The 21,086-nt window shown below is 70.1% G+C and carries 20 protein-coding genes; 6 read left to right on the top strand and 14 right to left on the bottom strand.

The window, feature by feature from the left end:
* Positions 1 to 68: 68 nt before the first annotated feature.
* The 5 genes from rplL to ABLE88_RS19320 form a co-directional block, all read right to left on the bottom strand.
* Positions 69 to 446, bottom strand: coding sequence for a 50S ribosomal protein L7/L12 (gene rplL, locus ABLE88_RS19340; RefSeq protein WP_348833343.1), 378 nt, complete (start codon positions 444 to 446; stop codon positions 69 to 71).
* Positions 447 to 501: 55 nt separating this feature from the next.
* Positions 502 to 1,020: a 50S ribosomal protein L10 gene (gene rplJ, locus ABLE88_RS19335; protein WP_348833342.1), complete on the bottom strand. Its 519-nt coding sequence runs from the start codon at positions 1,018 to 1,020 to the stop codon at positions 502 to 504.
* A gap of 717 nt (positions 1,021 to 1,737) precedes the next feature.
* Positions 1,738 to 2,442 (bottom strand): 50S ribosomal protein L1, encoded by a 705-nt coding sequence (rplA, locus tag ABLE88_RS19330; protein WP_348833340.1) that lies wholly within the window; start codon positions 2,440 to 2,442, stop codon positions 1,738 to 1,740.
* 5 nt (positions 2,443 to 2,447) lie between these two features.
* Positions 2,448 to 2,897: a 50S ribosomal protein L11 gene (rplK, locus tag ABLE88_RS19325; RefSeq protein WP_348833338.1), complete on the bottom strand. Its 450-nt coding sequence runs from the start codon at positions 2,895 to 2,897 to the stop codon at positions 2,448 to 2,450.
* 231 nt (positions 2,898 to 3,128) lie between these two features.
* Positions 3,129 to 3,935, bottom strand: coding sequence for an alpha/beta hydrolase (locus tag ABLE88_RS19320; protein WP_348833337.1), 807 nt, complete (start codon positions 3,933 to 3,935; stop codon positions 3,129 to 3,131).
* Positions 3,936 to 4,095: 160 nt separating this feature from the next.
* Between ABLE88_RS19320 and ABLE88_RS19315 the strand changes: the two genes are divergently transcribed.
* Entirely contained in the window at positions 4,096 to 4,626 is a 531-nt protein-coding gene (locus tag ABLE88_RS19315) for a flavin reductase family protein (protein WP_348833335.1), read from the top strand.
* A gap of 16 nt (positions 4,627 to 4,642) precedes the next feature.
* Here the strand turns inward: ABLE88_RS19315 and ruvA are convergent, their stop codons facing one another.
* From ruvA to ABLE88_RS19285, 6 genes are all read right to left on the bottom strand, one after another.
* Positions 4,643 to 5,260, bottom strand: a complete 618-nt coding sequence (gene ruvA, locus ABLE88_RS19310; protein WP_348833334.1) for a Holliday junction branch migration protein RuvA — start codon at positions 5,258 to 5,260, stop codon at positions 4,643 to 4,645.
* 20 nt (positions 5,261 to 5,280) lie between these two features.
* On the bottom strand, positions 5,281 to 5,706 hold the full coding sequence (locus ABLE88_RS19305) for an anthrone oxygenase family protein (RefSeq protein WP_348833332.1): 426 nt from the start codon (positions 5,704 to 5,706) through the stop codon (positions 5,281 to 5,283).
* A 142-nt stretch (positions 5,707 to 5,848) separates the two neighbouring features.
* The gene (ruvC, locus tag ABLE88_RS19300; protein WP_348833330.1) at positions 5,849 to 6,358 is read right to left on the bottom strand and encodes a crossover junction endodeoxyribonuclease RuvC; all 510 of its coding nucleotides are present in this window, start codon (positions 6,356 to 6,358) and stop codon (positions 5,849 to 5,851) included.
* 58 nt (positions 6,359 to 6,416) lie between these two features.
* Positions 6,417 to 7,058 (bottom strand): ABC transporter ATP-binding protein, encoded by a 642-nt coding sequence (locus ABLE88_RS19295; RefSeq protein WP_348833329.1) that lies wholly within the window; start codon positions 7,056 to 7,058, stop codon positions 6,417 to 6,419.
* A gap of 13 nt (positions 7,059 to 7,071) precedes the next feature.
* Complete coding sequence (locus ABLE88_RS19290) at positions 7,072 to 8,259, bottom strand: hypothetical protein (protein ID WP_348833327.1); 1,188 nt, start codon at positions 8,257 to 8,259, stop codon at positions 7,072 to 7,074.
* Between the two features lie 220 nt (positions 8,260 to 8,479).
* Positions 8,480 to 10,906, bottom strand: a complete 2,427-nt coding sequence (locus tag ABLE88_RS19285; RefSeq protein WP_348833326.1) for a tetratricopeptide repeat protein — start codon at positions 10,904 to 10,906, stop codon at positions 8,480 to 8,482.
* A 314-nt stretch (positions 10,907 to 11,220) separates the two neighbouring features.
* Between ABLE88_RS19285 and ABLE88_RS19280 the strand changes: the two genes are divergently transcribed.
* Positions 11,221 to 11,661, top strand: a complete 441-nt coding sequence (locus ABLE88_RS19280) for a MerR family transcriptional regulator (protein WP_348833325.1) — start codon at positions 11,221 to 11,223, stop codon at positions 11,659 to 11,661.
* Positions 11,662 to 11,714: 53 nt separating this feature from the next.
* Here ABLE88_RS19280 and ABLE88_RS19275 read toward each other — a convergent pair whose 3' ends face one another.
* A complete protein-coding gene (locus ABLE88_RS19275; protein WP_348833324.1) occupies positions 11,715 to 12,464 on the bottom strand; it encodes a YebC/PmpR family DNA-binding transcriptional regulator in 750 nt (249 codons plus the stop codon).
* 453 nt (positions 12,465 to 12,917) lie between these two features.
* Between ABLE88_RS19275 and ABLE88_RS19270 the strand changes: the two genes are divergently transcribed.
* From ABLE88_RS19270 to ABLE88_RS19260, 3 genes are all read left to right on the top strand, one after another.
* Entirely contained in the window at positions 12,918 to 13,547 is a 630-nt protein-coding gene (locus ABLE88_RS19270) for a L,D-transpeptidase (protein WP_510182916.1), read from the top strand.
* Positions 13,548 to 13,602: 55 nt separating this feature from the next.
* Positions 13,603 to 14,616, top strand: a complete 1,014-nt coding sequence (locus ABLE88_RS19265) for an amino acid ABC transporter substrate-binding protein (RefSeq protein WP_348833323.1) — start codon at positions 13,603 to 13,605, stop codon at positions 14,614 to 14,616.
* Between the two features lie 151 nt (positions 14,617 to 14,767).
* Positions 14,768 to 15,748, top strand: coding sequence for an MBL fold metallo-hydrolase (locus tag ABLE88_RS19260; protein WP_348833321.1), 981 nt, complete (start codon positions 14,768 to 14,770; stop codon positions 15,746 to 15,748).
* Between the two features lie 54 nt (positions 15,749 to 15,802).
* Here the strand turns inward: ABLE88_RS19260 and mutL are convergent, their stop codons facing one another.
* Together mutL and rnd are read right to left on the bottom strand one after the other, a co-directional pair.
* Positions 15,803 to 17,653: a DNA mismatch repair endonuclease MutL gene (mutL, locus tag ABLE88_RS19255; RefSeq protein ID WP_348833319.1), complete on the bottom strand. Its 1,851-nt coding sequence runs from the start codon at positions 17,651 to 17,653 to the stop codon at positions 15,803 to 15,805.
* 104 nt (positions 17,654 to 17,757) lie between these two features.
* Complete coding sequence (rnd, locus tag ABLE88_RS19250) at positions 17,758 to 18,912, bottom strand: ribonuclease D (RefSeq protein WP_348833318.1); 1,155 nt, start codon at positions 18,910 to 18,912, stop codon at positions 17,758 to 17,760.
* Positions 18,913 to 19,282: 370 nt separating this feature from the next.
* On the opposite strand from rnd, the gene aspS reads away from it, so the two are divergent.
* A complete protein-coding gene (gene aspS / locus ABLE88_RS19245) occupies positions 19,283 to 21,055 on the top strand; it encodes an aspartate--tRNA ligase (protein ID WP_348833317.1) in 1,773 nt (590 codons plus the stop codon).
* The last annotated feature ends 31 nt before the right edge of the window (positions 21,056 to 21,086 follow it).

Raw genomic sequence — 21,086 nt, 5'->3', positions numbered from 1 at the left:
CAGGCCGGAAGGTCCGGTCCAGCGGGAAACGGGCCCCGGCTCGCGCCGGGACCCTGAAAGTCACAAGCTCACTTGAGCTCCACCTTGGCGCCAGCCTTCTCGAGCTGGGCCTTGAGCTTCTCGGCCTCGTCCTTGGACACGGCCTCCTTGACGGGCTTCGGAGCGCCTTCGACCAGGTCCTTGGCCTCCTTGAGGCCGAGGCCGGTGATGGCGCGCACTTCCTTGATGACTTCGATCTTCTTGTCGCCGGCCGCAGCCAGGACGACGGTGAACTCGGTCTGCTCCTCGACCGCCGGAGCGGCGGCGCCCGCGCCGGGAGCGGCCGCGACCGCCACGGCGGCGGCGGCGGAGACGCCCCACTTCTCCTCGAGCAGCTTCGCGAGCTCGGCGGCCTCGAGGACGGTGAGGGAGGACAGCTCGTCGACGAGCTTGGTCAGGTCAGCCATGGGTCTGTGTCCTTAAGATTAGGTTCGAATTTGAGATTTGCGAGATCAGACCGCCTCACGCGGCTTCGTCCTGCTTGGCATAGGCCCCGAACACGCGGGCGAGCTTGGCTGCCGGCGCGGTCGTGAGCTGCGCGATCTTGGTCGCCGGGGCCTGGATCAGGCCGACCAGCTTGGCGCGCAGTTCGTCCAGGGACGGCATGGTGGCGAGCGCCTTCACACCGTCCGCGTTGAGGGCCGTCTTGCCCATCGCGCCGCCGAGGATCACGAACTTGTCGTTGGCCTTGGCGAAGTCGACGGCAACCTTCGGCGCCGCCACCGGATCGCTGGAATAGGCGATCAGGGTGGGTCCCTTCAGCAGGGACGCCACATGGGCGACGTCGGAGCCTTCCAGAGCGATTTTGGCGAGGCGGTTCTTGGCCACCTTCACGGACGCACCTTCGGCCTTCATCTGTCGACGCAGTTTCGACATCTGGGCCACGGTGAGGCCGGAATAGTGGGCGACCACGACCACGGACGTCGTCTTGAAGACGTCCGTAAGTGTCGTGACGAGCTCTTGTTTTTCCGCTCGATCCACGTCTGGCTCTCTTTAAGCCTATGGCGGCATCCACAGGGTGATGCCACCGGTTGCGCCTTGTCGCCCACTTGTGCCGACTGCCGAAGTGGCATGCCGCCGCAAGACGCGCGACGCTCACATGCCCTGTCCCCTCGGATCACACCCGCGGACCCAAGTCCGGGACGGAACGCAAGGCGCTGGTTCGAACCGATCTTCCGCACCCCTCGCCGAAGCGGCGGGCGCTCAAAAATTCCGGTCTTCCCCGTCTATGCGGGCTCCCCAAAGGCCACCTCGAGCGAGGCGGATGGCGAGAATTAAGCCTTGGCAAATCGCCGCGGCGCCTGCAGTCTCGGACAGGACTTCCGCCTGCTTCGCGCTCCCCGTGCCGCGAGTGTCGCGCCACGACGAAACACGTAACAGACGATGAGGCCGGGCGGGCGAGCCCTCCCAGCCCTTCCGCCCGGTCAAGGGCGAAAGCTCAAAATCCAAAATCCCACCCGGCCGAAGCCGCGTGGGAAACAGCCCATATAATGGGTCGCGCCTGTCTTGTCACGACCTTCGGCGCATTTTTTGCTTGACCTTCGGCGCAAACCCCGTCTGCGCCGCGCGAAGCAGCGATGCGAAGGTGCTGCGCGGGACGGCGAAATCGCCGGTTCCGCGCGCCGGAACCGGCAACGAGAAAAAGGAGGCCGCCCGGCGGGCAGCCTCCTCGATTCCGCCGGCAGCGGGAGGCGCGGCTCAGGCGCCTGCGTTCAGAACGGTGGCGGGCTCCACCTTGATGCCCGGCCCCATGGTCGAGGACACCGCGACACGCTGCAGGTAGGTGCCCTTGGCGCCGGCCGGCTTCGCCTTCACCACGGCATCCACGAAGGCGCGGATGTTCTCGGCCAGCTTGTCGGCCGGGAACGAGGCCTTGCCGACGCCGCCATGGATGATGCCGGCCTTCTCGACGCGGAACTCCACCGCGCCGCCCTTGGCGGCGGCGACGGCGCCCTTCACGTCCATGGTCACGGTGCCGACCTTCGGGTTCGGCATCAGGCCGCGCGGGCCGAGCACCTTGCCGAGGCGGCCGACCAGCGGCATCAGGTCCGGGGTGGCGATGCAGCGATCGAACTCGATCTTGCCGCCCTGGATGGTCTCGAGCAGGTCCTCGGCGCCGACGATGTCGGCGCCCGCCGCCTTGGCCTCGTCCGCCTTGGCGCCGCGCGCGAACACGGCCACCCGCACGGTGCGGCCAGAGCCGTTCGGCAGGTTGCACACGCCGCGCACCATCTGGTCCGCATGGCGCGGATCGACACCGAGATTGAGCGCGACCTCGATGGTCTCGTCGAACTTGGCGGTCGCCCGCTCCTTCAGGAGGGTGAGGGCCTCGTCGAGGCCGTAGAGCTTGACCGGGCTGATGCCCTCGTTCGCGGCGCGAACGCGCTTGCCTTGCTTTGCCATGGCGCTCACCCCTGAACCTGCAGGCCCATGGACCGGGCCGAGCCTTCGATCATCTGGACGGCGGCCTCAACGGTCTCGCAGTTCAGATCCTTCATCTTCTTCTCGGCGATCTCCGAGAGCTGGGCGCGCGTGACGTTGCCGACGAAGCCGCCCTTGCCCGGCGTCTTGGAGCCGGAGCCGGGCTTCTTCTTGGTATCGAGGCCGGCGGCCTTCTTCAGGAAGTAGGAGACCGGCGGGGTCTTCAGCTCGAAGGTGAAGGAGCGGTCCTGGTAGGCGGTGATCACCACCGGGATCGGCATGCCCTTCTCGAGCTGCGCGGTCTGGGCGTTGAACGCCTTGCAGAATTCCATGATGTTCAGGCCGCGCTGACCGAGCGCGGGGCCGATCGGCGGGGCCGGATTGGCGCTGCCGGCGGGCACCTGCAGCTTGACGTAGCCTGTGATTTTCTTCGCCATGGAAGAACTCCCCGACGTCCCGGCAGCCGGCCGGAAACGCCAAAGCACGCCGCCGCGACGGCTGATCGCGGAACGGCGCTGACCGAGGATCGCGGTAACGGCGCGTGACTTCCGGCTGGCGAACCGGACACGCCTCCCGCGTATGGGACGCCGACGGGCGGCGCGGCATTCCGATACAGGAATTCCGCCGGCAAGGGAAGGGCCGCGACGCGCGACGACCGGGCGGACCCACTACCGGGCGGATGCGGCGAGCCTGGCGTCGATCCAGGCGGAGATCAGGCCCACCACCTCGTCCTCGATGCCGAGATAGCCGTGCGGCGAGAGCGCGCCGCAGGGCTTGCCCGGCCGCCCGCCCGCGACCTCCTCCACCGTCACCGAGGGCGCGCCGGACAGGGCCGCGGCGATCTTCGGCGCCTGAGCCGGCGGGGAAACCGGACAGGCATCGTCGCGATTGGCGAGGATCAGGACCGGAACCCGCACGGCAGCCAAGTCCGCGTCATACACGCTCTCGCGGCTGCCGCCGAGGACCGAGACCGCCTCGGTCAGCACCAGGCCGGCCACCTCGCCCGTGATCTGGCCCGTCATCTGGCCCGCCGGCGCCCGCGCCGCGCCATTGGCGGCGGCGATGGCGCCCTGGCTGGTGCCGACCAGGAACACCGGCCTGCCGGTCTGCTTGCCGGCGAAGGCGGCGAGCGCGCGCACCACATCGCCATAAGCCGGCGTGCGGCGCCGGCCGCGCAGGTTGCCCGTGCCCGCCGCGTCCGGGATCAGCACCGCAAAGCCGCGCGCGGCGAATTGCGCGCGCGTGCGCACGAGGAAATTGTCCCCGCGGGCCAGCGTGCCGTCCGGGCGGATGCCCACGTTCCCGGCGCCGCCGGGCAGCATCACGAGCACCGCCCGCGGCGCCGGCGGCGCCACCAGGACGACCCGCTGCGCGCGGCCCTGAATGGAAAGATCGTGCACCGCGCTCGCGACGCCCGCCGCCGGCGCCGGCGCGGGATCGGCGCGCGGCGGGCCCGCCGCGCCGGCCGCGAGCATGCCGGCGAGGACGGCCGCCGCGCATCGCCGCAGGCCAGGGCGCGCCAAATGCAATCGGCCCGCTGACGCGGCGCAAGGCCCGGCGGCGCGGGCGGCGCTAAGCTGATCTATTCCGCCCGCCTCGGCCGCATCCGGCCGCGCCGCGCCCTGGGAGGTCGCCATGAAGGATCTGCCTCTACAGCACGTCTACCAGCTCATCGAGCCCGGCCCCGTGGTGCTGCTCGCCACGGCGCAGAAGGGGCGCGCCAACGTCATGACCATGTCCTGGCACATGATGGTGGAATTCACCCCGCCGCTGATCGCCTGCATCGTCTCGTCGGCCGATTACAGCCACGCGGCGCTCAAGGCGACTCGCGAATGCGTCATCGCGGTCCCCCCGGCGGAACTGGCCGAGACGGTGGTCGCGGTGGGCAATGCCTCGGGGCGGGAGACGGACAAGTTCGCGGCCTTCGGCCTCACCGCCCGGCCGGCGGCCCTGGTGGCGCCGCCGCTGATCGCCGAATGCTTCGCCAACCTCGAATGCCGCATCGTCGACACGCGGCTCGTCAACCGCTTCAACCTGTTCGTCCTGGAGGTGGTGAAGGCCTGGCACACGCCCTCCCGAACCCCGCCGCGCACCCTGCACCATCGCGGCTACGGCACCTTCGCGGTGGACGGGGAGATCGTGCGGCTGCCCTCGCGCATGCCCTAAGGGCGGTCGCCTTCCCCTACCGGGCGAGCTCCTTCAGCCCGAGGCGGATCAGCGTCTCGGCGGTGGCGCCCTCGCCCGCCGCGCGCGCCGCCGCGGCCACCGCGTTGCCCGCCTGGGCCTGGGCATAGCCGAGATTGACCAGCGCCGAGACCGCGTCCGCCGCCGGGCCGCCCGGCGCCGCGCGCGCCGGCGCGCCGCCGAGGTCGGCGAGTTCGATCCCGCCCGCCGAGAGGCCGCCCATCTTGTCCTTCAGCTCGGTGACGATGCGCGTCGCCACCCGCGGGCCGACCCCGGGGGCGCGAGCGACCGCGGTCTTGTCGGCGAGGGCGATGGCTTCGGCGAGCTCCGCCGCCGAGAGGGTGGACAGGATGGCGAGCGCGATCTTGGTGCCGATCCCCTGCACCCCCAGCAGCAGGCGGAACCAGTCGCGCTCGGCCTCGCGGGCGAAGCCGAACAGCCGGATCTGGTCCTCCCGCACATGGGTCTCGATGAGCAGGCTCGCCGGCCCGCCGGGGGCGGGCAGGCCGTCGCGGGTCTTCTGCGAGCAGTGGACCAGATAGCCGACCCCGCCCACGTCGAGGATCAGATGATCCTCGCCGTAGGAATCCACCACGCCTTTCAGCTTGCCGATCATGGGTGCCTCCGCCGCGCCGGTCAGTCCAGCACGGCCTGAAAGAAGATGAAGGTGGAGAGCAGACCGAGCCCGGTGCGCACCATGTGGAGCTGGCCCCAATTGGACAAAAGCCGCCGGCAGTCGGGATCGTCCGCCTGCACCGCCATCAGCCGCTGCTCGGTCGGCGCGAGGCCGATGAAGGTGTAGGGCCAGTTGCCGAGCATCAGCACGCCGCCGGCCAGGAAGTGCCAGTCGCCCTCGGTCAGGAACGCCGCGGCGCCGCAGACGAAGGCGAACACCACGATCACCGCCTGCATGGCGAAGCCGCGCCGGTCGGCGGGCCGGAACTGGGCCAGCGCGCTCGCCTCGGTGAGCGCGAGGCGGGCGGGCTGCTCCACCACATTGATGTAGAGCGCCGCCCCCGTGAACAGGGCCGCCGCCACCAGCGCCAGTTGCCCGAGCATCATTCCGTCCCCCGCCCGGCCGCCCCGGCCGCTAGAGCGCGACCCGATCAAATGGGATCGATTTGATCGGTCCATCGCCCTCTCAAGTGATGAAGGAGACCGCGTTGTCCGATCCGCTTGCGGCGCAAGCCGACCGGCGCGGGCTCTATCGCGCGTGGCGCGCCAGCGCCGCCGCGCCGCGATGGTGCGCGTGGGTGATGGCGACCGCAAGGGCATCGGCGGCGTCCTCGCTCTCGGGCTGCGCCTTGGGCAGCAGCACGCCGATCATCATGCGCACCTGCCCCTTCTCGGCCCGGCCGGCGCCCACCACGCTCTTCTTCACCAAAGTGGGCGCGTATTCCGCCACCGGAAGCCCATTCTGCGCCGGGGCGAGCAGCACCACGCCGCGCGCCTGGCCGAGCTTGAGGGTGGAGGCGGGATTCATGTTGACGAAGGTCTCCTCGACCGCCGCCTCGTCGGGGCTAAAGCGCCCGAGCACCGCCATGAGGCCCCGGTGGAGCACCGCGAGACGCGCGCCCATGGGCGCGTCCTCGGGCGGCAGGATGGTGCCGCAGCCGAGGAAGGAGAGGCGGGTGCCCTCGGCCTCGATCACCCCCCAGCCGGTGCGGCGCAGGCCGGGATCGAGGCCGATGATGCGAATCACGTGCGAAGCCATGGGCGAAGATTGCCCCGGACCCGACCCGGAGGAAAGCCGCCTCGGGCGCCGGTGGTGGTCAGTTTGAATTTCTGCTTTCGATCCCGAGCGACAAATCCTCCATCGCCAGGACATTCGCTTCGGCTGCGGCGACAAAGTCCGTGTCGTGTGAGACGAAGAGGATGGTCTTCTCTCGGGAGCATCGACAAATATGCTCCGCAAGAAGGTCCCGCGACGCGAGGTCTAGTCCATTGCTTGGCTCGTCGAGCAAAAGGACGTCTGGCTCTCCAATCCAGGCCGCACACAGAAGCAGCTTTTTTTGCGATCCCAGAGATAGGTTGGAAAAGCGGACGCCCATGAAGGGCCGCAGCCCGAACCCATCGATCAATCCGACGACATCGGCGCCGAGTGGGCGCTTTTTCGCCATGGAAACGAAATCGAGCAGGTCTGGGCCTGTTAAGAATGGATAGACCGGGCTCTCGTCCGGCGCGTAGGAAAGGCGCTGGCGCGCCCGCTGCGGGGCTTCGCGCATTCCGAGGCCAGCTATGCGGATGTCACCGGCGTCCGGCTCCTCCGCGCCGGCGAGTAGGCGCAACAATGTGGACTTCCCGCAGCCGTTCGGACCTTGCAGCGCCCAGGCTCCAGACGAGAGTTGAAAGCCGATTTCTTGCAGGACGGGCCGCCCGTTGTAGGATTTGCGCAACCCTTCGCATCTCAGCATCGAACCGCTTCCTTCAATGGGCGACAGCGGCAATCGCCGCGCCCGACCACGCGGTCGTCAACAACACCAAATAGAGAACGGCCCGCCGCCCGCCAAAAACAACGGGGAGCCGGATCGCCGCGAGCAACGCCAGAAAAGCCGCCGAAAGAGCGGTGAGAACAGGCACGGCGGCGACTTCGTGTGTTATCGCGGGCAGCAGCAGAATGGCCAGCGGCGGCAGTCCGAGCAAACACACCAGCAAAGTGTCGCCAATCGCCCAGAATCCGGCCCGCAAGGGCAGCGTCGCGGAATAGAGCGTCATCGACGCGTGAGCCATGCGCAGCGTGCGGTAGAATCCGCTAAGGGCAATGGTGACAAACGCCATTGCGACCACGACCGTCGTCACGGAGCGGGAATCGTAGTCGAAGGCCTGGAGTAGAAAATCGACGAAAACCGCGACGCCCAGCGCCGCGCAAAAACGCAGGACCGAACCGATGGGCGTCTCGACCAAAGCCTTGAATTGAATCCGCAAAGCAATGGGTGTTTTCAGCGCCCGGCCGCTTGTCGGTAATTCCAGCGGCGCTTTTGTTGGTTTTATCCCGGCGGTCAGCCGCGACTTGGCAAAGCCAGCCGCCGCCAGCGCCGGAGCAGCGAAAAGAAGCGCCCACTGAAGCGGCCCGCCATAGACTGTCAGAGACAGAGCCAGCGGAAGATTCGCCGCTAGGGCTGCCGTCATCGCCACGGCGTTTCGTTCGAGGAGCGCCAGTTGCGCCGACAAGAACAGCACCAGGAGCGATAAGAGAGCCGCGATTCTAAACGCGCCGGGATACAGGTCGCCGGCCGGCGGGAACGCTGCCGCCAGCACGAAAAGAATCAGCCAGAGGTTGTCGGCAGCGGCCAGAATAAGAAGATTGACGGCGCGCCGCGCGCCGGCCGAAAGCGGCATCGTGCCTACGTAGGGTGTAAATCCCCCGCCGCCAATCGCGTTTCGCTGCGCGCCGGCCCATGCTAGTCCCGCCGCCTGCAATAATAGCGGAAACACGATGCGCCACCCGAACCCTTGGTCGCGGGCGAAAAGGTCATTCAACAGCGCCGATAGTCCAAGCAGAAACGTTATGTCCCACGGGATTACCGTTCCGGCGACGAAGCACCACAGCCAGTTCCGCAACAGCACGTCGCCGGTCGCCTTCGCATACCAGCGCAACCGCATGCGCACGTACATGGGAATTGGGGACCGCACGCCCGCTCCGGGTTGTGACATTCACGCCGCGCTAAGCCATCGACAAATTTTATAACGAAATTATGGACCGACGTTAGCGCGTTCCAGCCGCCCGGACTGCGCCAGCCAGACCGTTATTTTCGTGGTTTGCTTGATCTTTGCACAGATCCATCGTGGGTCCGAAAGCAGAACTTCAAACTCCCGCTACCCGGCCGCCGCCCGCTCAGAGCGCGCGCGAACCGGTGGTGGAGGACTGACGCGCGACGGTGCTCGACCCGCTCTCCATGCCCCAGTCGGGCTTCAGGTCGACGAAGTTGGCGGCGGGGTCGAGCGGCATGGGCTTGAAGCTTTCCGCCGCCTGCCGGGCCCGGATCATGGCCGCGGGATCGGCGCGGGCGATAAGGCTGTCGCGCTTGGTGGCGCTGTCGGCGTCGCCCTGGCTCGCGGCGAGCGCGAACCACTTCCAGGCCTCGGCGAGATCGGCCGGGCCGGCGAGGCCGCGGGCATAGATCACGCCGAGGTTGTACTGGCTGTCCGCCTGCCCCATCTCCGCGCTCTTGCGGAACCATTCGATGGCGCGCGCCCAGTCGGGCTTGCCGTCGATGCCCTGGGAATAGACGACGCCCAGATTGTGCATGGCGCGCACGTTGCCCTGGCCGGCCGCCCATTCGTAGAAGCGCCGCGCCTCGGCGAGATTGCGCGCGACGTTCTCATAAAGGCTGCCCAGCCGGTAGGCGGCGGGCGCCGAGCCGGCGGAGACCGCATAGGCCAGCCATTTCTCGGCCGCCTTGGGATCGGCCGTGGCGCCGATGCCGTCGGCGTAGCGCACGCCCACCGCATAGGCGGCGGCCACGTCGCCGGCGCGGGCGGCGACCTGGAGCGCGGCCGGGCCGACCGGCGCCGGCAGGTCCCTGACCGGGCTGAACAGCAGCCCGGAGATCTGCATCTTCACCCCGTCGAGGGCGGCGCTGCCCCCAGGCAGGGCCTGGAGCGCGAGGCCCGCCGCGGTGGTGACGATGAGCAGCACGGCGCCGGCGATCATCGCCTTGAGAACAACGCGGCGGCGCCGCTCCCGGCGCTGGACGAAGGAGGCGCGCTCCTGGCGCGCGCGCTCGCGGCGCATGCGGCGTTCGGCGCCGCCGGACTGCCAGTCCACCCGGCGTCCGCCGTTCGGGCCGGGCGCGTCGAGATCGTCCGGATCCACCGCCCGCGCGCGGGGCTCGGGCGCGGGATCGAGGCGCACGCGGCGCGGGCGCTCGGCGTCGGGCTGCGGCTCGGCCGCCTCCGCGCGCGCCCGGGCCTCCTCCTTGGCGCGGGCCTCCTCGCGCGTGCGGGCCTCCTCCTTGGCGCGCGCCCGGGCCTCGTGGGCGGCCGCCTGGTCGGGCGCGGGCCGGCGCGGCTGGCGCGGCGCGTCCGCCCCCTTGGCGCGCGGCTGGCGCGGCGCCGGCTCGTCCTGCAGGATCGCCTCGTCCACGCTTTCGGGCCCGGCGGTCCACAAGGCGTCGTCGTGGGCGGCACGGCCGAGCGGCGCGCGCTCGTCGGGATCCGCCTCGAAGGCGTCGGCGATGCGGCGCTCCATCTCCTCCTGGCGCGCTTCGAGCACCGCCAGGCCGCGCTTGATGCCGAGCACGGCCGGGCCGTCGGCATTCTCGGAAACCTTGAGCGCCACCGCCTCGGCGGCCTCGGCGGCCGCTTCGGTGGCGGCCGCGCGCACCCGCTCCATCTCGGCGGCGACCCGGGCGACCGCCTCCTCGATCTTGTCGAGCTGGCCGAGCCGCGACTGGGTGTCGCGCACCCGCTCGGTGAGGGTGGCCAGGTGGTTCTCCATCGCCTCGGTGAGCGGCGCCACGGCGATCTTGTCCACATTGCCGCCAGCGCGCTCCATGCGCGTCAGGATGGCGCCGAGGCGGGCCGACATGTCGGCGGTTGCCGCCGGCGAGAGGGCCGTCACCTGGGCCGCCACCCGGTCGAGCCGGGCATTGATCGCCCCCACTTCGGCGCTGACGCCGCGGCGCAGCTCCTCGGCATTGGCGTGGCCGCCGAGGATGTAGCTCGCCTCGAACTGGCCGACCTTGTTCATCAGCGCCTCGGCCGAGAGCTCGAACTTGGCGGTCGCCTCGCCCATCCGGCGGGCGAGGTCCTCGGAGCTGCGCATCATCTTGTCGGCACAGGCGGCGATGCGCTCCGCCATGTCCTGCAGCCCGCCCGGCGCGAGGGCGCGCTGGGCGAGCGACTTCATCTCCTCGGTCTGGCGCTGGAGACGGACGATCTCCACCGCGTCGATCTGCTTGGAGGCGACCGCGTCGAGCTTGCGCGAGAGCGCATCCACCCCGGCGGCCAGCGCCTGGAACCGCTCCGGCGCCTGCAGCCCGTCGAGGGCGGCGCGCAGCTTGCCCAGCTCCTCGCCGATGGCGAGGCTGTCCTTGGCGCGCGAGCTCTCGCCGGCGAGCCGCATGTCCTCGAAGCGGCGGTTCAGCAGCGAGATGGCGCGGTCCATCTCCAGCACGGCGCGGCGCGGCGCGGCCTGGGCGAGGCGCTCGCGCAAGGCGGCCATGTCGGTACGCATGGCGTCCACCGAGGACGGCCGCTCGCGCTCCAGGTCCCAGGCCGGCGTGTCCGGGTCGAACTCGTCGCCGAGCTGCCTGACCAAGTCTCCATAGGCAGCCGAGCGGATGGCCGTATCTGCTCGCGCCGCACGCGCACCGCGCTCCATGCCCGCCTCCTCGTGGCGAAAGGGGACCGCTTACGCAAGACCCTTTTACCATCGCCGCCTTGCGGTGATTCGTACAGCCGAGCATCCGGCCAACATGGTAAACGAGGTGTTAACTCTTCGGATTCCTCGCCGAGTAACCGTTACTTTCCCTAAGTGGAGGTCGCATTTCTCCCGGCACGGCCCTGACGCGGCTAAACCTCTTCCCGATCGATCATGGGTTGATCGCCCTTTCGACGACGGGAAAAGCCACCATGACCATTGAGACATCGGTTCACGACTTGGCGGGGGCTCACGAGCTGACTGGGCTGCAGCCCCAGCGCGCCCGGCCGATGGAGGCAGAGCGCCTCCACACCATCGGCGAGCTGTCGCGCGATTTCGGAACCACGCTCCGGGCGCTGCGCTTCTACGAGGACAAGGGCCTGCTGAACCCCAAGCGCGACGGCACGCGCCGCCTCTACAGCGATGCCGACCGCACGCGCCTCGCTCTGATCCTCAAGGGCAAGCGCCTCGGCTTCACGCTGAGCGAGCTTTTGAGCCTGGTGGGCGCCAAGGACGGCAAGGACCGGGCGAGCCTCGCGCTGACCCGCGAGCGCTGCGTCAACCAGATCTCGGTCCTGGAGCGCCAGCGCGGCGAGATCGACGAGGCGATCGGCGAGCTCAAGGGCATGCTGCACGAGCTTTCGATGTCCTGAGCGGACACCTTTGGCGGGAGCGCCGCGGCGGCGCCCCCGGCCCGGCAGCGGGCTCAGTCCGCGCTCATCCTGGCGACGAGCGCCTCCGAGAGTTCGAAATTGGCGACCACGTTCTGGACGTCGTCATTGTCCTCCAGCGTCTCCACCAGACGCAGGAGCTTCTCGCCGGTCTCGTCGTCCACGGCCACGGTATTCTGCGGCCGCCATACGAGGGCGGCCTTGCGCGGCTCGCCGAAGCGGGCCTCCAGCGCCTTCTGCACCTCGGCGAGGCTGTCGGCCGCACAGACCACCTCGTGGCCGTGCTCCGAGGAGACCACATCCTCGGCCCCCGCCTCGATGGCGGCCTCCATCATGTCGTCGGCGGAGGCGGCCTTGGCGTCGAACTCCACCAGGCCCAGCCGGTCGAACATGAACGACACGGCGCCGGTCTCGGCGAGGTTGCCGCCGGACTTGGTGAAGTAGGAGCGCACCTCCGAGGCGGTGCGGTTGCGGTTGTCCGTGAGCGCCTCGACGATCACCGCCACGCCGCCGGGACCATAGCCCTCGTAGCGGATCTCCTCGTAATTCTCGGTGTCGGCGCCCGCCGCCTTCTTGATGGCGCGCTCGATATTGTCCTTCGGCATGTTCTCGGCGCGGGCGGCGAGGATGGCGGCGCGCAGGCGCGCGTTCATGTTGGGGTCGGGCAGCCCCATCTTGGCCGAGACCGTGATCTCGCGCGCGAGCTTGGAGAACAGCTTGGAGCGCACCGCGTCCTGCCGGCCCTTGCGGTGCATGATGTTCTTGAATTGCGAATGTCCGGCCATGGCCGCCACCGTCCCTTGGTCCGTCCCGCGCCCGTCCTCGAACGGAGGGGCTGCCCGGACCGATCCCGTTGAGTTGATCGGGCCTTATAGGCGGCCGGCGCAGCCGAGGGCAAGGTTGCCGGAACGGCGCCGCTACGGCTCCGCCGCAGGCAAGACGCCGCTGCGCCCGCCCTGGGGGTTCTACCTTGTTACCATCCGCATGGATGCGACCACAAAAATGCCGGCGCGTGGCCGTGCCTGGCCTCTTTAACTTCGCCGCGCGCTCGGCTAAGTCGGAGCTGGGGTCGCGCGTCAGGCAACGTCACCCTCGGCGGTTCGCGACGGGCCCCGACAGGCCGACGCGCGAGGGATGGGCAACGGCAGTCGACCGGGACCGCGGCCTGCGCGAGCGCGCGGCGGACCTCGGGCGCAAGGATGCCGCTCCCCCAGGAGCGCACGCTAGAAGAGGCCGGAATGTCGCCGATCACGTTCAAGACCTTGACCCTCGCCGTGCTGCTCCAGGCCGGCGTGCTCGCCTTCTCCTCCGCCGCCTCCGCCCAGATGCCGGGCCGCGGTGCCGGTGCGACCATGGACATCGGCGACCAGCCGGGCCTCGTCGCCTCCGAGGACGATGAAGCCCAGCTCGAGCCGGCGTTCCGCCGCCAGCCGGTCTATTTCCGCACCACCGAGAAGCCGGGCACCATCGTCATCCACACCAACGAGCGGTTCCTCTATCTGGTCCAGGGCGACAACCGCGCGATGCGCTATGGCATCGGCGTCGGGCGCGACGGGTTCCAGTGGTCCGGCCTCAAGGAGATCGTCCGCAAGGCCGAGTGGCCGGACTGGACCCCGCCGCCGGAGATGATCCAGCGCCAGCCCTATCTGCCGCGCTTCATGGCCGGCGGCCCGGGCAATCCCATGGGCGCGCGCGCGCTCTATATCGGCGGCACCGTCTACCGCATCCACGGCACCAACCAGCCCCAGACCATCGGCTATGCCGTGTCGTCCGGCTGCTTCCGCCTCGTGAACACCGACATCATCGACCTCTACGGGCGCGTGCCCGTGGGCACCAAGGTGGTGGTGCGCCAGCAGGCCGCCCTCTGAGGGCGGCCCGCGCGTTCCCTCGCCCGCTCCAACATCCATCGCCTCGGGGGCATCCATGAAAACGATCCTGGCCCTCCTGGCGGGCGCGGCAGTCGCGCTCGTCGGGACCAATGCGAACGCGCAGACCCTGAAGACCGTCAAGGACCGCGGCGAGCTGGTCTGCGGCGTCTCCAAGGGGCTGCCCGGCTTCTCCGCGCCCGACGCCTCGGGCCGCTGGTCCGGCTTCGACGTGGACCTGTGCCGCGCGGTGGCCGCCGCGGTGTTGGGCGACCCGAACAAGGTGAAGTTCGTGCCGCTCAATGCCGAGGAACGCTTCCCGGCGCTCCAGAAAAGCGAGGTCGACCTGCTCTCGCGCAACTCCACCTGGACCCTGGAGCGCGAGGCCAAGCTCGGGCTGCTGTTCGCTGGCGTCTCCTATTATGACGGCCAGGGCTTCCTGGTGCCGAACGCGCGCAAGCTGACCTCATCGCTGGAGCTCGACAATTCCAAGGTCTGCGTCCAGGCCGGAACCACCGCCGCGGCCGCCACCGAGGACTATTTCAAGACCAACAACATGAAGCTCGAGCTGGTGTCGGTGCCGAACTCGGCCGACATGGTGAAGGCCTATGAAGAGGGCAAATGCGACACGCTCACCACCGACGTGTCGCAGCTCTATGCCCTGCGCCTCAACATGAAGAAGCCCGCCGACCACATCGTGCTGCCGGACGTGATCTCCAAGGAGCCGCTCGGCCCGGTGGTGCGCCAAGGCGACGACCAGTGGTTCAACGTCGTCAAGTGGACCCTGTTCGCCATGCTCAATGCCGAGGAGCTGGGCGTGACCACCGCCAACATCGAGGCGGCGCTCCAGTCGCAGAAGCCGGACGTGAAGCGCCTCGTCGGCCTCGAGGGCAAGCTCGGCGAGCAGCTCGGCCTCTCCAACGACTTCGTGGTGCGCATCGTCAAGGCGGTGGGCAATTACGGCGAGAGCTTCGAGCGCAATGTGGGCGCCTCCTCCAAGCTCGGCATCCCGCGCGGGGTCAACCAGCTCTGGAGCATGGGCGGCATCCAGTACGCCCCGCCCATCCGCTGACCCTTTAGCTGACCCCGCCTCCGGCCCGGCCGGCGCGGCCCCACGGACCTGAAAAAGCGCCGCTCGCAGGCATGTGAGCGGCGCTTTTCCGTTGCGGCATCTACCTTCCACCCGGATCACAACAAGCGCCGCCAGGCGCACCGGAGGAACCATGTTCGAACTCTCCCGCCGGGCCTTGCTCGCCGGCACGGCAGCCCTCGCCGGGGCGGGGGCCGCCGGCCTTCCCCTCCGCCCCGCCGGCGCGGCGACGCCCGCCGCCGGCCGGCAGGTGCCGAGCGCCTACCGCTACAAGGTGGGCGACGTGGAGATCACCGCCATCGCCGACGGCATGCGCACCTTTCCCCTGCCCTCCGGCTTCGTGCGCAACCAGACGCCGGAGGCGGTGAAGGCGGCGCTCAAGGCGGCGTTCCTGAGCGATACGCAGGTCTCCATGCCGTTCACGGTGCTGCTGCTCAATGTCGGCGGCCGCCTGGTGCTGGTCGATACCGGCAATGGCGGCGAGCCCGGCGTGGTCGGCCAGCTGCGCGGCACGCTGGGCACGCTCGGAATCGCGCCGGAGGCCATCGACCAGGTCGTGATCTCCCATTTCCACGCCGACCACATCAACGGCCTGCTCCTGCCGGACGGCACGCCCGCTTTCCCCAAGGCGCAGGTGATGGTGCCGGAGCCCGAATGGGCGTTCTGGATGGACGAGGGCCAGATGAGCCGCGCCCCGGACGCGATGAAGCCGTCGTTCCAGAACGTGCGGCGCGTGTTCAAGCCGTTCGAGGGCAAATTGGAGCGCTACGCCTGGGACAAGGAGGTGGCGCCCGGCCTGACGGCGGTGGGCACCCCCGGCCATACGCCGGGCCACACCTCCTTCGCCCTCGAATCCAATTTCGAGGAGATGTTCATCCAGTCGGACCTCACCAGCATCGCCGCGCTGTTCGTGCCGAATCCGTCCTGGCAGGTACAGTTCGACATGGATGGGCCGAAGGCGGCCGAGACCCGCAAGGCGACGCTGGACCGCATCGCCGCCGACCGCACCAGGATCGCCGGCTACCACTTCCCCTTCCCGGCGGTGGCGCACCTCGACAAGGCCGGCGACGGCTTCCGCTACGTGCCGGTGCTGTGGAACCCCGCAATGCTGTGAGCCGAGGGCGCCGCCGGTCACCGGTCCGGCCGATGCCGGACCGGGCGCCTGCGCCTATCTGCGCGCGAACAGCTTCTCCACGTCGGTCAGCGAGAGCGTGACGAAGGTGGGGCGGCCATGGTTGCACTCCCCGGCATTGGGGGTCGCCTCCATCTCGCGCAACAGCGCGTTCATCTCCTCCACCTTGAGCCGGCGCCCGGCGCGCACCGAGCCGTGGCAGGCCATGGTGGCCGCCACGTTGAGCAGGCGGCGCTCAAGCGGCAAGGCGTCGTCCCATTCGCCCGCATGCTCGGCGAGGTCGCGCACCAGCCGCGCGGCGTCGCACGCCCCGAGCAGCGCCGGAACGGCACGCACCAGCACCGCGCCCGGCCCGAAGGTCTCGATGTCGAGCCCGAGCGCGGACAGTTCGCCCGCGCGCTCAAGCAGCACCGCGGCCTCGGCGGCGTCGAGCTCCACCACGGCGGGGATCAGCAGTCCCTGCCGGGCGACGCCGTCGCGGGCGAGCGCCGCCTTCAGGCGCTCATAGACCAGGCGCTCGTGGGCGGCGTGCTGGTCCACCAGCACCAGGCCGGCGCGGGTCTGGGCGAGGATGTAGGTCTCGTGCAGCTGCGCCCGCGCGGCCCCCAGCGGCCGGTCGAGATCCGCCGCATCCACCGGCGCCTCATAAGCGCGGGCATCGGCCGACGGCAGGGCGCGCGGGCCCGGCGCTTCGGCGCGCGCCGCCCCCTCGAGCGGCGGCGCCGGCGCGGCGCGCCAGCCATAGCCGGATGCAGGGACGCCGGCGGGCGGCTGATAGGCCGCCTGCCGCGCCGCGCCGAAGCCCGGCTGAAGCGGAGCGAACCCGTCGGAAGCGGGCTCCGGCCGCGCCAGCGCCACCAGCCGGTCGGCGATGGTGGCGGCGGTGCGCGGCGCGCGCGCGGCGAGCGCCTCCTTCAAGGTCCGCACGATCAGCGCGCGCACGTTGCCGCCGTCGCGGAAGCGCACCTCGGTCTTGGCGGGATGGACGTTCACGTCCACCTCGCGCGGATCGAGGGTGAAGAACAGCGCCAGCACCGGGTGCCGGTCCGACGGCAGCAGGTCCGCATAGGCCGCGCGCACCGCGCCCATGAGCAGCTTGTCGCGCACCGGGCGGCCGTTCACGAACAGGAACTGGCTCAGCGAGTTCGCCTTGGAGAAGGTGGGCAGGCCCGCAAGCCCCTCCAGCACCACGCCTTCCCGCTGGCCCGCCACCGCGATCACGTTCGCGCCCGCCTCGGCGCCGAGCACGTCGGCGATGCGCGCCGCCCAGCCGTCCGCCCCGGCGGCGCAGGCGGGGAAGGTGACCGGCGCGCGGTCGTCCACCGCCAAGGTGAAGGCCACGTCCGGCCGCGCCAGCGCGAGGCGGCGCACCACGTCGGCGGCGGCCGCCGCCTCGGCGCGGTCGGATTTGAGGAATTTGAGCCGGGCGGGGGTGGCATAGAACAGATCGCGCACCTCGACCCGCGTGCCGCGCGCGAGCGCGGCGGGCCGCGGTGGGCTCACCACCCCGCCCTCGACGCGGATCTCGAACCCGTTGGGCGCCCCCTTGGGGCGGCTGGTGATGGCAAGGCGCGCCACCGCGCCGATGGAGGGCAGCGCCTCGCCGCGGAAGCCCAGGGTGGAGATGGCGAGCAGATCCTCGCCGGGCAGCTTCGAGGTGGCGTGGCGCTCGACCGACAGCGCCAGATCGTCCGGCCCCATGCCCGCGCCGTCGTCGGTGACCCGCACCAGGCGGCGTCCGCCGCCGTCGATCACCACCTCCACCGCCCGCGCCCCGGCGTCGAGGGCATTCTCCACCAGCTCCTTCACCACCGCGGCCGGCCGCTCCACCACCTCGCCGGCGGCGATGCGGTCGATGAGCACGGGCGGCAGGCGGCGGATCGGCATGGCGGGCGGGCGACTCAGCGGGTCTCGGATCGGCGATGATAGCGCCGCGGCCCGCCGCCGGCACCCCGTCGCGCCGCCGTCCCCAGCGCCGGCCCTTCAGCGGGCTAGAGCGCGCGCTCCACCGCCACCACGCGGCCCTTGTCGACGGCGAGGGCGAGGCGGCCGGCCTTGAGCGCCAGCGCCCGCTCGCCGAACAGCTCGCGCCGCCAGCCGCGGAGCGCGGGGACGTCGGCCGCGTCGTCCACCGCGATGCGCTCCAGGTCGTCCGTGGTGGCGATCACCTTGGCGGCGACGGCATTCTGCTCCGCCGTCATGCGCAGCAGCACCTTGAGCAGCTCCACCGTGGCGCTGGCGCCATTGGGCAGGGGCTTGTCGCGCTCGATGCGCGGCAGGCTCTTGGGGTCGCGGGCGAGGCCCTTCTTCACCGCCTCGACCACCGCCTCGCCGAAGCGCGAGCGCTCGAAACCCTTGGGCAAAGAGCGCAGCTCGGCGAGCCGCTCGGGGGTCTGCGGCGCCTGGACGGCGATCTCGGCGAGCACGTCGTCCTTGACGATGCGCCCGCGCGGCATGTCGCGGGTCTGCGCCTCGCGCTCGCGCCAGGCCGCCACCTCCACCAGCACCGCGAGCTCGCGCGGCTTGCGCACGCGGGACTTCAGGCGCTCCCACGCGCTTTCCGGGTGCTGCTCGTAGGTGGCGGGCGAGGTGAGGACGTGCATCTCCTCCCCCACCCATTCGCCGCGGCAGCGCGCATCGAGGTCGGCGGTCAGCTTCAGGAACACGTCGCGCAGATGCGTCACGTCCGCCACCGCATAGGTGAGCTGCGCCTGGCTCAGCGGCCGGCGCGCCCAGTCGGTGAAGCGCGAGGACTTGTCGATGGCGTGGCCGGTGACGCGCTGGACCAATTGGTCGTAGGAGACGCTGTCGCCATATCCCAGCACCATCGCCGCCACCTGCGTGTCGAACACGGGATGGGGAATGAGCCGCGCCTGGTGCCAGATGATCTCGATGTCCTGCCGGCCGGCATGGAACACCTTCATCACCTTCTGGTCGGCCATCAGGCGGTAGAAGGGATCGAGGTCCAGGCCGTCGGCGAGGGCGTCGACGATGATTGCCTCCTCGGGCGAAGCGATCTGCACCACGCAGAGCTTCGGCCAGAAGGTGGTCTCCCGCAGGAATTCGGTGTCGACGGTGACGAAGGGATGGCGGGCGAGACGCTCACAGGCCGATGCCAGCGCCTCGGTGGAGGTGATCGGATCCATACCCGACCATAACCACCACGGGCGCCGGGGAAAAGGGAATGTGGCGCGATTTTGTCAGACCGATGCCGAATGGCTGGAAAGCGAGCCCTGCGGTGGACGCAGGGCGGGCGGCGGGTCCGGCTCTGCTGCGGCCGCAAGCCGGCTCGCGCCTTGACAAGGACCGGGGCGCATGCACCTTCGCCCCCGCCTCGGACGCGGTCGTCCGCACCGCGGCGCGCCGGGAACGGGTCGCTTTTGGCGGTCCTGCCCCAGGCGGCGCCCGGAGCGGAACCCGGCCTCTCGCGGCAGACCGGCCGAAGGCGGCCGGCCGGCGCCCGAGGCCGGGCTCAGGCCCCGCAGACCGGATCATTCAGCCTTGAAAGGGCACGCCATGCACCGCTACCGCTCCCACACCTGCGGCGCGCTCACCCTCGCCGAGGTCGGTCAGAGCGTGCGCCTGTCCGGCTGGTGCCACCGCATCCGCGACCATGGCGGCGTGCTGTTCATCGATTTGCGCGACCATTACGGCCTGACCCAGGTGGTGGTGGACCCCGACAGCCCGGCCTTCGCCGCCGCCGAGAAGGCGCGCGCGGAATGGGTGATCCGCATCGACGGCAAGGTGCGCCAGCGCCCCGAGGGCACCGAGAACCCCGACCTCGCCACCGGCGCCGTCGAGGTCTACGCCGCCGAGCTCGAAGTGCTGGGCGCCGCCGCCGAGCTCCCGCTGCCGGTGTTCGGCGACGTGGAGTATCCCGAGGAGACGCGGCTCAAGTACCGCTTCCTCGACCTGCGGCGCGAGAAGCTGCACAAGAACATCATGACCCGCATGGCGATCATCGACGCCATGCGCGCCCGCATGAAGGGCCAGGGCTTCTTCGAGTTCCAGACGCCGATCCTCACCGCCTCCTCGCCGGAGGGGGCGCGCGACTTCCTGGTGCCGAGCCGCCTGCATCCCGGCAAGTTCTACGCCCTGCCCCAGGCGCCGCAGCAGTACAAGCAGCTCATCATGATGAGCGGCTTCGACCGCTACTTCCAGATCGCCCCCTGCTTCCGCGACGAGGACCCGCGCGCCGACCGCCTGCCGGGCGAGTTCTACCAGCTCGACCTGGAGATGAGCTTCGTCGAGCAGGAGGACGTGTTCCAGGCGGTGGAGCCGGTGATCACCGGCGTGTTCGAGGATTTTTCCGGCGGCAAGCCGGTGACGAAGAATTGGCCCCGCATTCCCTATGCGGAATCCCTGCGCAAGTACGGCACCGACAAGCCGGACCTGCGCAACCCGCTGGTGATGCAGGAGGTCTCCGACCACTTCCGCGGCTCGGGCTTCAAGGTGTTCGCGCGCCTGCTGGAGGTGGCGGGCAACGAGGTGTGGGCCATCCCCGCCCCCGGCGGCGGCTCGCGCGCCTTCTGCGACCGGATGAATTCGTGGGCGCAGGGCGAGGGCCAGCCGGGGCTCGGCTACATCATGTGGCGGGAGGGCGGCGAAGGCGCCGGCCCGCTCGCCAACAATATCGGCCCCGAGCGCACGGAGGCGATCCGTGCCCAGCTCGGCCTGAAGGCGGGCGACGCCGCCTTCTTCGTGGCCGGCGATCCGGCCAAGTTCGTGAAGTTCGCCGGCCTCGCCCGCACCAAGGTGGGCGAGGAAATGAACCTCGTCGACCACGACCGGTTCGAGCTGGCCTGGATCGTCGATTTCCCGTTCTACGAATATTCGGAGGAGGAGAAGAAGATCGACTTCTCCCACAACCCCTTCTCCATGCCGCAGGGCGGGCTCGAGGCGCTGAAGACGCAGGACCCGCTCACCATCAAGGCGTTCCAGTACGACATCGCCTGCAACGGCTACGAGATCGCCTCGGGGGGCATCCGCAACCATCGCCCCGAGGCCATGGTGAAGGCGTTCGAGCTGGCCGGCTATGACGAGGCCACCGTGGTGGAGCGGTTCGGCGGCATGTACCGCGCCTTCCAGTACGGCGCGCCGCCCCATGGCGGCATGGCGGCGGGCGTGGACCGCATCGTCATGCTGCTGTGCGGCGTGACGAACCTGCGCGAGATCTCGCTCTTCCCCATGAACCAGCAGGCGCTCGATCTGCTCATGGGCGCGCCCTCCGAGGCGAGCCCCAAGCAGCTGCGCGAGCTGCACATCCGTGCGGTGCCGCCGCAGAAATAGGCACCGGCCGGGGCCTTTCGGCCCCGGCGGC

The sequence above is a fragment of the Xanthobacter luteus genome (assembly GCF_040049235.1).
In the GTDB taxonomy this organism is placed as follows: domain Bacteria; phylum Pseudomonadota; class Alphaproteobacteria; order Rhizobiales; family Xanthobacteraceae; genus Xanthobacter.
Note: the sequence above shows the minus strand (reverse complement) of the source record. Positions and strands in the feature narration are given on the sequence as shown.